Raw genomic sequence first — 13,131 nt, forward strand, 5'->3', positions numbered from 1 at the left:
TCCACCGAGGGGGCTTTAGCCAACCCGTTCCATCACGGCATCCGTGCCATCCCCTAACCCGCTGAGCGCTGAAACAGCGTATCTAAATAAACCCGAGCCGCACGACGATCCCCTTCGCCATTTTGCAATAGAAACAATGATAAAGCCGCTGAGAAGACTCGATCCTGGTCCCAATCAGGATGAGACTCTAAATATCCTTTGAGGGTAATATGCAGTTCCTCAGGAATTTCAGCAAGGATGCTAATAGTTGCATTCATAGTTATCAATTTTGACAATACAGTTCGAATTGATCATTATTTGCGTGCACGAACCCTGCCCCCCAATACTGAGAGCACTCAAATAACTTAGGCCGATTTATTTTGCGCTATGTGGGGGTGGGGTTGTCAATGGTTAAGGGCCAGATAAATTCTTAAGAAAAAATGAAGTTGACAACGAGATATTAGGGGTTACAGAGCTTTTTCGTTACATAGATACATATTTTCCTGGGGAAATCTCATTCATATCTCAAAATCCCCAAAAGATTCTCAAGGGCTTTGAGTCTCATCCATCTCCTGTGGAAAACATCGGAAAAACTGTGGAAAACTGTGGAAAAACTTGTGGAAAGCTTGGGGATAACCTGGGGAAAGATAATTATTCGAGAAAATTATATTTTTTTACTTTCAAGTCACCATTTGACGATTTTTCTGGCCATCATACAGACCCAAGCAACATTAGGATCTTTTAAGCAAGCTAAATAAGAAATAATGTCTGGCCCTAGAAAAATCCTTGGGTAGGAATGGGATAATAAACACCAGCCTCTTCCGTTATCCAAGTTGCCCATTCCCCTGCAATCCATTCTTGAGATTGCCCTGGATATTGTTATGAACCCTCTGAAGCGTCCCCAGCAAAATAGAGATCTGGTCCTCCCAGGCATTATTGCAGTGGGGCTAGTCTGGTCCGTCGGCCTTTTGGGCTTTGGGGTTTGGCAAAACCTGCAAACCCCACAACTGCGAAGGGAACAGCCTAACAATCCCCCCGTCAAAGCCGTTTCGAAGAATTCAACCTTCGCTCAGGTGAATCCCGTTCCTTCAGGTCGATTTAGATACAGCGGTAGCCCTAACTGGTCCTCTATCCGGCTAGTCGTTGACTCAGCGGTGCAATCCGAAAGGCGAGAGTATCAACTGAGCTATGTGCAACCCAAGGATAAACCGGCCAATTCCACAACCGCTATAGACCTTCTAATCCAAGACCAATTGGATTTTGTTCAATCTGACCGTCCCCTCCGTCCCAATGAGATCAAGCAAGCCCAAACCAAAGGGTTAAAGCTCCAACAAATCCCCGTCGCCACAGACGGGATTGCCATCGCCGTACACCCCAGCCTGTCCATCCCGGGCCTGACCCTCCAAGAACTATCAGATATCTACCGAGGGAAGATCACCAACTGGCAGCAAGTGGGTGGTCCCAACTTAGCCATTCAACCCTTTTCCCTCTCGGTCGGCTCAGTCGGAAGCGTGGATATCTTTCTAAATAAGGTGATGGAAGGCCAGTCATTTAGTCAAACCCTAGACTACTTCCCCAACCTGACAGCTGCCCTGAGAAAGTTAGCCCAGAACCCAGGCGGAATCCTCTTTGGTTCCTCGGCAGAGATCGTTCCCCAATGCACCGTCAAGCCGGTCCCCATTGGTAAAGACGCCCAGGAATGGGTTGCCCCTTATCAAGCCCCCTACGTCTTATCTGAAGATTGCCCAAACCAACGAAATCGAATTAACAGCCCTGCCTTCTTAAACCAGCAATATCCCCTCACCCACCCCCTCTACGTCATCTATGCCAAAGGGGGTGAACCTGCAGGAGAAGCCTACACTCAACTCTTGCTCAGCAACCAGGGCCAAGAATTATTGCTGAAAGCTGGCTTTGCTCAGCTCTCTGCCAACCCGCAGCAATAGGCATTAACCCTAGACTTTTTTGCTTCGCTGGTGTCGAACCGTTCGGAAGGTAATAATCGCAAAGGTAATAATCGTCAACGGAGCGATAAACGTACTGATAACGGTGGTCAATACGCTAATGCCCTCATGGTGCATGGTATCCAATACCAGATAGCTGTTATAGGCCATGTAATAGATCAAAAATAAGATTCCTTCCCACCGAGAAATCACATTGCCCGTGGCAAAAATGGGAAGACAGGCCACTGCTGCAGCAATCATAATGGGGATATCAAAGGAGCGAACCGTGTTGGTCACGGCGATACCACCTGGAGCAAGCATACTAGCCAATCCTAAGGCCGTTAAAATATTGAAAATATTACTGCCAATCACATTACCAACGGCAATATCTCGCTCTCCTCGAAAACTCGCCACAATGGACGTGGCTAACTCAGGCAAAGACGTCCCCACTGAAATAATGGTTAAACCAATAACGAGTTCAGAAATCCCGAATCTCTGAGCAATGCTAACTGAACCATTTACCAAGGAATTGGAGCCTGACACGAGTAAAATCGCGCCCACTACGACATACCCTAGATTGGCCAATAAGCTGGGTCCTGAGAACTGGATCGGCTTACCGTATTCATTGGCATATTCCGCTTGAACTTCTTCGTTATGTTCTCGCCGACCTTGATAAATCAAAAAGAGGGTGTAGATAATCCCGCCTAGACATAAGATCACGCCATCCGACCGCCCCAGGTTGCCATCCCAGCTAAAAAGCCACATCAAGCCGGAGACCCCAATCATAATGGGGACATCTAGACGGACCAACTGCTGGGCTACCAATAGTGGGGTAATTAGAGATGAAAGACCTAGGATCAGCAGAATATTAAAGATATTACTGCCAATCACATTTCCCAAGGAGATGTCACCTTGGCCAATGATGCTGGATTTGACACTAACGGCCATTTCAGGCGCGCTGGTGCCATAGGCCACAATAGTTAGGCCAATGATCAACGGAGACAGACCCACCATCGTTGCTAAGCGAGACGCACCTCGAACTAAGGCTTCCGCCCCAACAACTAACAGCACTAAACCGCCAACAATAGCAGCGATAGCCGTTACGATCATGGTTGTTCCCTAGATAAGATGGCAAAGTTGCACACATAATCGCGATTGTAGCGAAATCAGAATGCACGAGATAGCTGAGTCCCCTCTTCTCTAAGTCAATCAACCTTTCAAACAACCCAAAACCTGTGCTGATGAAAAGACCTTTGGCATTTCAGATAGGATGGCTCAAACCTTCTACATTCTGCACTAAATATATCCATTGGCAAAAAAGTTTATGCCACCCTGGAAAGTGAGCCAGATAAATATGTCAGAAAATAATAGTCCCTATGCTTGAATGGCCGCTCAACTGCTCAATTCACACGCTTTAGAGGACCACTACTGCCACTCCAGAATCTGACTAATTTCCCGTCGAGACAAACGATGTTTAAGACGGTTAATGGGGTTACGTCCTCGATAGGATTGGACAAATTCTGCCTGGGGCTGTCCCTGTTTCGCAACCTTTAGAAAAGGGGGGGCGATACCCGGATCATAATCATTTGTGGACATGTACTCAATGACATAAGCCCAGCGGATGCCTTCTGTCGTGTTGGGAGTTGTTTTATGCAGAGTTAAAGATGAAAACAGGACGATATCTCCGACCTCTGCCGTAATAAAGGTGGGTGATTCAGGCTCCCCTTGATAAACCATATGGTCATTGATTTTTCGATGGGGCAGTAGCTGGTGATGGCTCCCAGGAACTAGCCAAAGACCACCATTTTCAATAGTCATCGAGGTAAGCGCTACCCAAAGTTGATAGTGGGTCTGCTTAAAGCCGTTATAGGCATTGTCTTGGTGCCAGGGGAAAGTTTTTGCGCCTGGCCCTTTGGCAACCGCTTGATCCCATCTCACCCAGAAGTCTGAACCGATAAATGGGTAGAGGAAATTGACAATTTTAGGCTGAGAAACAAATTTTTGAATCGATTCATTATGACGATAGAGGTTGGCATAGAACCTCAGAGTGCCTTTGGTTAGACATTGATCTAAACATTGACGGCTCTGGGGAGATTCGATTTGCTCAATAAGGGTCGCCATCTCTTGGGGAGAGAAGAAATTCTTGATGACAACGTATCCCTGCTGCCTAAAGGTCTGTTGAAGGGACATGGAAGGAGTCGTTGGGGGTATCGCTAATTCCATATGTTCAATCTGTAGTGAGACCAGTCTAGTCGGTGAAGTAGAACAATAGCCCCATCTCTATAAACTTCAAAGTCAGGTTGAAGCGACTATGGGTGGTGAGGCCTCTAATAATCATTCCCATCCCCGAGGGCTATCCTATCTCGCTTCATATCAAGATTTATGTTCTAAAGGCCAGAGATTAGCTAGATTGACATCAATAATTGACCACCGAAAACGGACTAAGTTTAGAGACACTACAGCAATGGTTTTACAATTCAGATCAGATATTCCATTCTTTTGAGGCCTTCGATGCAATTTAATGAATAGCGAAAGAAAATACTAGGCTATTCTTAATTCCAAAAATCTATGCAATTGATACAAAGTATGCATACAAAGACTGTTTTCTTTTATTCTTTATTCACAGTATTTTGTTAAATAGGATACAGTCGATTTTTAATAGACATGGTACGTTGAGGAGCAATCTAAGAATTTATATTTTCCATAATTCTAATCCCTCGGCGAAGTCGCTGAGGGATTTTTGTACTCTATTATTTTTGCTAATTTTTCAATATTTTTTAAGCCGAGAACACTTTAGGTTTGGCTTAGAGAAGATTGAAAGTTCTGTTGATTTTTCAAAATCTGTAAGGAAAGAGAAAGCGTCAGGGTAGCCATGTAAACCGTGAGGGAGGTCCACAGCAGATGATTACTTTGGTAATACCAACCCGCGATCGCAATCGGTGCATAGCCAATTCCCAGCGCCGTCAACGCAGAATTTCGAAGAATAGCGCCCTCTTTGAGACCAATAAAATATCCTTCTAATACGAAGGCTACCGCTGTTAAACTCAGTAGCGGTACCAACCAGATCACATAGGTATGGATGGAATAGCTGACTTCTGTATGGCTGGTCAATAGTCCAAACACCGTCACTGGAAACAGAACGGAAAGAACTGCAAAAGGCAGGGAGATTAGCAGTCCATGAACAATCGAGGTATAGAGAATTGGCATCATCAATTCTGACTCCCCTTTGCCCTTAAAGTTGCCAACGAGGGTCTGAGTCGTGAGCCCAACACCATTCACCGTGAACTGGCTTAAAAAGGCGATTTGGAGCATCAAACCATTTTCCGCCAGGATAGTTGTGCCCAAGGTGGTGCTCAAGTTGGTGAAAATGGCATAGGCCGAAATTAAGGCCACAAAGCGAATTAGGATATTCCCCTTGAGCAGCAGGGTGGATTTGAAGGCAGCGACATCCCAGACCTGTTTTAAGGCAGCAGGCACCCGAGCCCATTCGATGCTGGAGACCACTGCGACTAAAGCTACTCCCAGGGCTAAATATTGGCTAAGGGCTGTTGCGAGTCCTGCCCCCATGCTGTCCCAACCCCAGCGGTTAATCATCAAATAGTCCAGGAGGACATTGGAACCGTTACCAACCAGTGAAATAATTAGGACAATCCGGTTCATTTCCCGCCCCAAGAACCAGCCAATCAGCACAAAGTTAAGCAATACGGCGGGGGCTCCCCAGATGCGGGCATTGAAGTAATCGAGCCCTGCGGCTTCAATTTCTGGAGAACCGGATAAGACCGCAAACCCCAGACGTTGCAAGGGATATTGCAGGATAAGGATGAGGATGGCTACTGCGATCGCAACCATGCTGCTGCGCAATCCAGCCAACAGAACCTCTTGATGGTTCTTCTCACCTTCCGCTTGGGCTGTAATAGCGTTGGTACTATTTCTAAAGAACTTGAGGATGCGGTAGAGGTAATCGAAGAGAACGCTACCCAAGATCACCCCAGCTAGGTGGCGAATATCGTCGAGATGTCCCAGGAAGGCCGTATCAAACAAACCCGCCAGGGGCACCATCATATTCGATAGGGCACTCACAACCGCGAGCTGATAAAAGCGAGGGAGAAAACTTCTATAGTGAGCCGGGATTGATAAGCCCATACTTACCTTTTCTAGCATCCTCAATATGGACCTCTATCTGCATCTCTAAAGAATATTCAACAGAGAAGGGAATCCCTACATTGGCCAACCCAAAAGATAGAGTTTAGTTTAGTTAAATCACTCCAGACCGATCAAGAATTGGGCTTAAAATGACTACCCAATATTTTTCTAGGTTAGGTGCAGATAAGTAACTGATAACATAGTTTTTCTAGGTTCTTGAATAAGCTTATTTGTGACTTAATCTGAAGTTTGCCTACTATTAACCTTCCTCCTCAGCAGCAAAAGTTGATCTGCTAATTCTTCAGTATTTGGGTAAATTCATTACCTTTTCTTAAATTAATCACGATAGCCTTAGTCTTAGGCTCATCACCCCATTCTTTATGTCTATCAGCCGCAGAAACTTCTTGTTATTTATGGGCGCAGCAACCACCATGGTGACCTGCAATGCCTCCGCAAATAGACCCTACCGTTCGTCCACAGCTACAGAAGCAACGATTTCCTTCAAACCCGTTCGGGTCCCTATTCCCCTGGACATTGAAGGGCTATCCCCAGAACAGCAAAAGCAAGCCTACAGTACCTATCAGGTCATTGATGATTTGGTCCTGCCGGAAGGCTATGTCTATGAAACCATTGCCGCTTGGGGAGACCCGGTTGGCGATTCTCGGTTTGGCTACAATAATGACTTTGTCTCTTTTGTAGAGACAGCACCAAACTCAGGTTATCTATCGATCAACTTCGAATATATTAGCGGTAAAACCTGGATGCAGACCTATGAGCAGGTTTTAGGCAAGTCTCTCCCGTTTGATCAAGTTCGAGCCGCTATGGGACAGGAGAAAATTGATGCTTTTGGCCTACCCGCAGACGATCCCCTCAAGCAACAAATTGAAGCGATTGCCAAGGAGGGGCTGATTGATCAAGGTATTGGGGTGATCGCAATCCAATCGAAGCAAGGTAAATGGATGCGCCAGTCTTCTGCACAAGATCGACGAATTACTGGAATTTCCGGTTTGGAAGATGGTCACTATTTAAAGGCAACCGGACCCGGAGTGGCGGTGTTTACAAAGCCCAAGAAGCGGGGCTACGACGATAATTTGGGCAGCCGCATTATTGGCACCTTCCAAAATTGTGCGGGTGGGACCACCCCTTGGGGGACCATCTTGAGCGCCGAAGAAAACTTCCAAGACCAAGTCCCCGAACCCGTGATGGCGGATGGCTCCTCTTTTCCCCCTTCCCATACCCCGTTTGAACTGACGGAAGATAAGGTGGATGGTCGGGGAAATCCCTTTGGTCTGGCTGGGAATAAATATGGCTGGATGGTAGAAGTCGATCCGAGTAATCCCAAGAACTATGGCATCAAGCATACTTGGCTAGGGCGGTATCGCCATGAAGCTGTTGCAGTGAATGCTATGGAAGGTCAGCCTTTGGCCGTGTATTCGGGATGCGATCGCAGGGGCGGTCATCTCTATAAATTCGTCAGCACCGGCAAAGTTAAAAACCCCACGGACAAAGCCAACTCCAAACTCCTGGAGAAAGGCATGCTGTACGGTGCCCAATTGAATGCCGATGGTACGGGTCAATGGATTCCCCTGAAAACCAGCACTCCCATTAACCCCATCCTCCCCAGTCAGGTTCTAGGCGAACCTGACTCTAGCCTGGTTACTTTGCCCAACCCCGATCGTCAGGAAGGCGGCTACATCGACGTCACTAGCGATCAAGACGCCATATCCTTCCAGCAAACCTTTAAAACCTTGGGCGATCTCTACGAAGGCAGCGCCAACGAACGCCAAGGGGCGATCCTGGTTGATGCTCACTATGCAGCCAATGCGGCTGGAATTACTTGCTTAGCCAGACCCGAAGACACCACCTTTGATCCAGAACAGAAGGCGCTTTTTGTGGCCTTTACTTCCGGTGGGCCTGGGGGAGATGGCGGTCCCGACCAACAAATCTTTCAAGGCCCCAATGGAGAAGCGCCTTACGAATATGGGTGGATTATGAAAATCATGGAGGCAGACGATAATCCAGCCGCCATGCAGTTCCGGTGGGTGATGGTTGCCGTAGGTGGAGAACCCGCCCAGGATGGCCTTGGGTTTGCCAATCCAGACAACCTAGAAATCGATGCTCAAGGCAACCTGTGGATGGTAACGGACATGTCCACCAGTAAGCACAATCTGGCCATTCCCAATCGTAGTGGTGTTGATCCATCCAAACTACGGGGCATTTTTGGTAATAATACAGCCTGGTACCTACCCTTGATGGGTACCCACGCGGGTAAGGCCTTTCCTTTTGCGATGGGTCCGATGGATAGTGAGCTTTGTGGGTTATGTCTACACCCGAACCAAAAAGCTCTCTTTTTAACGGCCCAACATCCAGGTGAAGCAGGCGGTATCCGGCAAAAAATGGCGTCTGAAACCCGAGAAATTGCCATACTGACCACAGATGGTCAGGCATTTCTGCAGGCTAGGGAGGTGCCCATCGGTTCCAATTGGCCGGAAAAAAAAGCAACGGACCCGCCTAAACCTGCTTTGGTTGCTATCTATCGTTCGGATGGCAAAGTCTTGATTTAATCATTCCATACGTAAACTGGATACATCGGTTCCAACGTCTATTGAAAATAGCTGCTTGTGGACGAAGCGGTTAATTTGAGTCCATTGCTGCTTGTAAACCACATCCACCCATCGACAAATCGAACAGGTGCAACCCTAGTTTTTGAGAAAGTGCTTCTAGAACTCGACGGCCCCGAATGCTATTCCCATATTCATCCAGCAGAGGAGAAAATACGGCAATGCCTGCTCGGTTGGGGACCACGGCCATAATCCCTCCAGAAACGCCACTCTTTGCAGGTAAACCGACTTTATAGGCCCATTCCCCGGCAAAGTCATACATGCCGCAGGTGTACATGACGCTAAGAATATCTTTGACATAGCCGGATTCGACGGCCCGTTCTTGGGTGATGGGATTAATCCCTTTATGGGCTAGAGTGGCTGCCATCACGGCTAAGTCATGGCAATTGACCAATACTGAACATTGCTGAAAATAGAGATCTAGGGCTTCATCGATATTCTTGTCGATCATACCGAAATTGAGCATTAAGTGGGCAATAGCTCGGTTACGATGCCCGGTATCCCGCTCGGACATAAATACGGGCATATCAATAAAGACTTCATGGCCCACATAGCGGCGAAACATCTCCAACAATCGGTTGAGGCGGTCGGTAGGGCCATTGCCTCGAATCAAGCTGGTTGTGGCGATCGCTCCCGCGTTAATCATGGGATTGTCGGGTCGCTTGGAGTCTTCGTCTAGGCGAATCAGAGAATTGAAGGGATCTCCGGTGGGTTCAACCCCTACTTTTGCGAGTAAGGCGTCCTGGCCATGATCGGCAAGGGCCATACCATAGACAAAGACCTTGGAAATGGATTGGATGGTAAAGGTTTGCTGACAATTCCCCACTTGGAAGGTTTGACCATCGGTGGTGACGATAGAAATGGCAAACCAATTGGGATCGGCTTTACACAGTTCTGGAATATAGCAGGCCAGTTGTCCAGCATCTTGCTGATGGTAGGTTTGATGAAAGGATTCGAGAAGGACTTGTAACTCCGACATTGATTCCCCTACTAAGTCTGGAGCTATTGTCGCAAATATTGCGGGGTGCGATCACATCAGTGAGGTCATTGGCGCAAATTCGGTTTCTCTGATTTGTCGAGTTTTAACGGGTCGGGCAGGATTGTCTTGTATAAATGGTCATAGGGGCTAGAGACCTGCCTGCAATATTACCAAGACACAGTACTGAACCTTGACCCATCGTAACCCCTGGCCCGACTATGGTTTTCGCCCTCACCCAGGATCGTGACTCCAGGCGTATGGAAGACAGTTATAAGGACAAATCGGGGGCTTGCTAGTCATGCAAGCCCGTTCCTAGATAAATAAACTATGCTTCTATATGAAATACCTCATTATTGGTGTACATAAGTCAGATCATTAAGCGCGGTATTTTGCTGGTCTAGATTGGAAGAGTATCTTGGCTTATAGGCTTCAATGCAAATGCTAAAGTATGGCCAACGGATGAGGGGTGTAACTAGCCAATCAATATATTGCGGTAGTAGTCTCAATGGCAAAACTAATATCCATGCAAGCATAGGATTTATTCGGGACAATAACCTCAATAGATAGGTGATTTTTTGGCTAGTAAAGCCACTACAAAAAGAAGTTTTCTCAAGAACTAGGCCAGCTTGCTGACAAAGTTCATCTAACATGGCTTCAGTATATCCACGTCTAACATGTCCTCCATCTTCAATCGTTGAGAATGGCCCCATATCCCCAGATGTGATAGGAAGATAATGAAGGTATGGAGTCGTGAGTAGAAGCCGTCCGCCAGGTTTTAAGCAATTGGAAATATCCCTTAAGAGTTTTTTATCATCAATGATATGTTCGACATTTTCAAAGCATATTGCATAATCAAAAATGCCAATCAAGTCCTTTCGAGTATCAAGATGGCGAACATCTTGCACCTCAAATTTTGCAGAACTTACATCACAAATCTTTGCTCTTAGATCTGCAGTTGTCTGATTGCGTTCATCCCAGCTTAATCCAAGAGTAGTAAATCCACGACGGGCTGCACCGATGGAAAATGCCCCATTACCGCAACCGATATCGATTAGTTTTTCATCATTTCGTGATTCTGGTAAATGGCTTTTTAGCCAGCGCCATCTGTCAAGCACCAAAGTATCACCATGAATCAATGTTGCTCCAAATCCAAATATTTTTACAAGCAATGACTTATCCATTTAAAATTCTCAAAAACATTCAATATTGAATCAATGAGATCAATGTAAGAGCTATTCACGTCAAATTTCTTTTTTTAGAAAAATAAATAGATTATTTTTCAAATAAAATGGGAGAAAACTATCAATAATTTTCATAATAAAAAAAAGGAAACTATTGTTAAAGAAATATGCAGGTTCAGAATTAAAATAATAAGTATAATTTTCATATTTATCGTCTGGGAATAGTATATCTATTTTTCTAGCAGAATTCATCCTATACATAGTTGGGAAAACATCTATTTCATTTCTCAAAGGTTGTACATACTTAAGAATTTGCTCATGCCAAGAGTTTCTTATTAGTTGAATCAAAATATAAACATAGTTATATTTATTTGGAGTCCTAGCACATATCCAACCTCCTGCCTTAAGAATGCGAGTAAACTCCTGGGCAATTTCATTTTCATTTTCAATATGTTCAAAAGTAAAATCTGATATTATTAGGTCAAACGAATTATCGTCAAACGGAAGCTTTTCGCCAATCTTTATTACTACTTTTTCATCTACTGTTGGATTATCATATATTGCTTCATCTATATCACAACCGACAATTTTTTTAACTTTCCCTTGTAAATCATGAAGTGATTTTCGATAAGGACAAGAATAATCTTCTTTCCAGGAGCCTCTGCCAGCACCAAAGTCAAGCACTACCATTGAATTATTCAACAGAGAGTTTATCCTTGAGTAAAACTCAACTGTTCCATCAACTGAGGTATAACCGCTTATATTAAATTCTGGATAATGGTTCCCAATTATTTTTGAACGCCTGCTAGCAGCTCTAGTTCGACATTGAGTGATTATATTTGTTTTACGCATAATCGCTAAAAAAAAATTAAGTTCTCATGAAATCATTTACCTTTCCGCCCCTTCTTTTTGTATCTCCTAAGAATTGCCAACAATCGTAACCTTTAAGAATTTCTGTGGGAACAGCTTTAGGCTCTATTTTTTTCAATAAAGCCTGCCCATAACAATCTACAGTAAAATCACAAAAAAACTCAAAGTCATAGCTCCATAACTTTTCAATTAATTTCTTATCTGAGTCTGAAAGAACTAAATCTTTATTTTCTAGATTCTTATTTAGGTGCTGTAAATTAAAATCTAAACCAATTGATGATTTTAGGTAAGAACAATATTGATAAAGCCTTTCAAAAACACCTAGAGAATCACCAATAAATTCTCCATTAGGGTTAATAAAAGCGTAAGACTGGTAAGGAAGTAAGTTTAGATCGCTTAGCCTCATAGCAAACTCGCTAAAACTATCAATATTTCTTTTAAGAAGCATATCTCACTCTGGATATATACGACAATGAAATAGATAATGTCTATAAATAGATAGTGACCATTCATATGGATTACGGATAATCCCAAACTTAAAATATTGCGAAAAAATTGTTTTAGGAAGTAACAATGAAGCTTGATAGAGTGTTGTATGAGGCCTATGCAAAAAATCATAGAATGGATATCTGTATGCAAAATCCCCAATTCTTCTGATCATCTTAAATAAAAGACTTTGTTCAATTGGTCGAATTTCTTTTGTTAAAGCTCTACGAATACTTGTTCCACCTGTCTTAGGATTATGTACAAAAATAAATCTTTTTTTGGTTGATAAATTCATCGCTAGCAACTTTCTGTTAACGTTAATAACCTTATAAAAGAAATTATAAAGTAAAGACAATTACGACTCACAATACATTCTGCAGAGCTGAACTAGTTTTTTCCCAGGGCTAATTCATTCTAAAAAATATCCATCATCATTTCTAACGATTGCTCACAGTGCCGTTTTGCTTGAGCCATATTGGTAAATGCATACTCTCGGTAAAGATTGCAAAATTAGGTCGTGCATCAAAAAAGTGTGGGAAAGGTGGCTAAATCTTGCCATTCCCAAGGATGCTCCGTCAGTCCAGCTCGTTATGCAGCCGTATTCTTGAATCGAGAGTGGTGCCAGATCCAGTTGAAAACCAGCGTCACACTGCGCTCATTGAATCGACGACCACAGTCCTTGCAAAGGACCACTTAAGCTGTCTACAGTGTTTTAGTTCCGTTCTAAACTACACTATGGCTGCTCTGAAAATGATATGGCATAAACATCAGCAGTCACTACTTAGGGCTTGCTGAAAAAGTCGGAAGCAACTTGCAATCCTTATAACCGCGTGATTTCTTTAAATTATACAAACAACTTAGTGCAAGGCAAAATTGCTCGAAACGTCGCAAAATCGTTAATTGGCCTTGCACATGAGAATGTTTTGACAAGC

At 44.4% G+C, this 13,131-nt stretch carries 10 protein-coding genes and 1 pseudogene; 2 read left to right on the forward strand and 9 right to left on the reverse strand.

Annotated elements, in window-relative coordinates; genetic code table 11:
• Positions 1 to 53 precede the first annotated feature (53 nt).
• The gene (locus AM1_RS01545; RefSeq protein WP_012161026.1) at positions 54 to 257 is read right to left on the reverse strand and encodes a DUF2811 domain-containing protein; all 204 of its coding nucleotides are present in this window, start codon (positions 255 to 257) and stop codon (positions 54 to 56) included.
• Between the two features lie 555 nt (positions 258 to 812).
• Here AM1_RS01545 and AM1_RS01550 point away from each other — a divergent pair.
• Positions 813 to 1,922 carry a PstS family phosphate ABC transporter substrate-binding protein gene (locus tag AM1_RS01550; RefSeq protein WP_148215648.1) on the forward strand — a complete coding sequence of 370 codons (1,110 nt, stop codon included), beginning with the start codon at positions 813 to 815 and terminating at the stop codon, positions 1,920 to 1,922.
• Between the two features lie 9 nt (positions 1,923 to 1,931).
• Here AM1_RS01550 and AM1_RS01555 read toward each other — a convergent pair whose 3' ends face one another.
• From AM1_RS01555 to gntT, 3 genes are all read right to left on the reverse strand, one after another.
• Positions 1,932 to 3,029, reverse strand: a complete 1,098-nt coding sequence (locus AM1_RS01555; RefSeq protein ID WP_012161029.1) for a calcium/sodium antiporter — start codon at positions 3,027 to 3,029, stop codon at positions 1,932 to 1,934.
• Positions 3,030 to 3,344: 315 nt separating this feature from the next.
• Positions 3,345 to 4,142 (reverse strand): phytanoyl-CoA dioxygenase family protein, encoded by a 798-nt coding sequence (locus AM1_RS01560; protein WP_012161030.1) that lies wholly within the window; start codon positions 4,140 to 4,142, stop codon positions 3,345 to 3,347.
• Between the two features lie 570 nt (positions 4,143 to 4,712).
• Positions 4,713 to 6,062 carry a guanitoxin biosynthesis MATE family efflux transporter GntT gene (gene gntT / locus AM1_RS01565; protein ID WP_012161031.1) on the reverse strand — a complete coding sequence of 450 codons (1,350 nt, stop codon included), beginning with the start codon at positions 6,060 to 6,062 and terminating at the stop codon, positions 4,713 to 4,715.
• A gap of 380 nt (positions 6,063 to 6,442) precedes the next feature.
• On the opposite strand from gntT, the gene AM1_RS01570 reads away from it, so the two are divergent.
• Positions 6,443 to 8,626: a PhoX family protein gene (locus AM1_RS01570; RefSeq protein ID WP_012161033.1), complete on the forward strand. Its 2,184-nt coding sequence runs from the start codon at positions 6,443 to 6,445 to the stop codon at positions 8,624 to 8,626.
• A 70-nt stretch (positions 8,627 to 8,696) separates the two neighbouring features.
• Here AM1_RS01570 and glsA read toward each other — a convergent pair whose 3' ends face one another.
• The 5 genes and pseudogenes from glsA to AM1_RS40775 form a co-directional block, all read right to left on the reverse strand.
• Positions 8,697 to 9,662 carry a glutaminase A gene (gene glsA / locus AM1_RS01575; protein ID WP_012161034.1) on the reverse strand — a complete coding sequence of 322 codons (966 nt, stop codon included), beginning with the start codon at positions 9,660 to 9,662 and terminating at the stop codon, positions 8,697 to 8,699.
• Positions 9,663 to 10,012: 350 nt separating this feature from the next.
• Complete coding sequence (locus AM1_RS01580; protein ID WP_041658654.1) at positions 10,013 to 10,843, reverse strand: class I SAM-dependent methyltransferase; 831 nt, start codon at positions 10,841 to 10,843, stop codon at positions 10,013 to 10,015.
• 60 nt (positions 10,844 to 10,903) lie between these two features.
• Positions 10,904 to 11,695, reverse strand: coding sequence for a class I SAM-dependent methyltransferase (locus AM1_RS01585; RefSeq protein ID WP_012161036.1), 792 nt, complete (start codon positions 11,693 to 11,695; stop codon positions 10,904 to 10,906).
• 16 nt (positions 11,696 to 11,711) lie between these two features.
• A complete protein-coding gene (locus AM1_RS01590; RefSeq protein ID WP_012161037.1) occupies positions 11,712 to 12,161 on the reverse strand; it encodes a hypothetical protein in 450 nt (149 codons plus the stop codon).
• 560 nt (positions 12,162 to 12,721) lie between these two features.
• Positions 12,722 to 12,853 (reverse strand): annotated as a pseudogene (locus AM1_RS40775) (IS1 family transposase); the annotation flags it as partial.
• Between the last annotated feature and the right edge of the window lie 278 nt (positions 12,854 to 13,131).

The organism is Acaryochloris marina MBIC11017, assembly GCF_000018105.1.
GTDB lineage: Bacteria > Cyanobacteriota > Cyanobacteriia > Thermosynechococcales > Thermosynechococcaceae > Acaryochloris > Acaryochloris marina.

What these genes read in the sequence shown, in the direction of transcription:
- AM1_RS01555 (WP_012161029.1), bottom strand. Translation starts at nt 3,029, where the DNA reads ATGATCGTAACGGCTATCGCTGCTATTGTTGGCGGTTTAGTGCTGTTA.
- gntT (WP_012161031.1), bottom strand. Translation starts at nt 6,062, where the DNA reads ATGGGCTTATCAATCCCGGCTCACTATAGAAGTTTTCTCCCTCGCTTT.
- AM1_RS01560 (WP_012161030.1), bottom strand. Translation starts at nt 4,142, where the DNA reads ATGGAATTAGCGATACCCCCAACGACTCCTTCCATGTCCCTTCAACAG.
- AM1_RS01590 (WP_012161037.1), bottom strand. Translation starts at nt 12,161, where the DNA reads ATGCTTCTTAAAAGAAATATTGATAGTTTTAGCGAGTTTGCTATGAGG.
- AM1_RS01580 (WP_041658654.1), bottom strand. Translation starts at nt 10,843, where the DNA reads ATGGATAAGTCATTGCTTGTAAAAATATTTGGATTTGGAGCAACATTG.
- glsA (WP_012161034.1), bottom strand. Translation starts at nt 9,662, where the DNA reads ATGTCGGAGTTACAAGTCCTTCTCGAATCCTTTCATCAAACCTACCAT.
- AM1_RS01585 (WP_012161036.1), bottom strand. Translation starts at nt 11,695, where the DNA reads ATGCGTAAAACAAATATAATCACTCAATGTCGAACTAGAGCTGCTAGC.
- AM1_RS01545 (WP_012161026.1), bottom strand. Translation starts at nt 257, where the DNA reads ATGAATGCAACTATTAGCATCCTTGCTGAAATTCCTGAGGAACTGCAT.
- AM1_RS01570 (WP_012161033.1), top strand. Translation starts at nt 6,443, where the DNA reads ATGTCTATCAGCCGCAGAAACTTCTTGTTATTTATGGGCGCAGCAACC.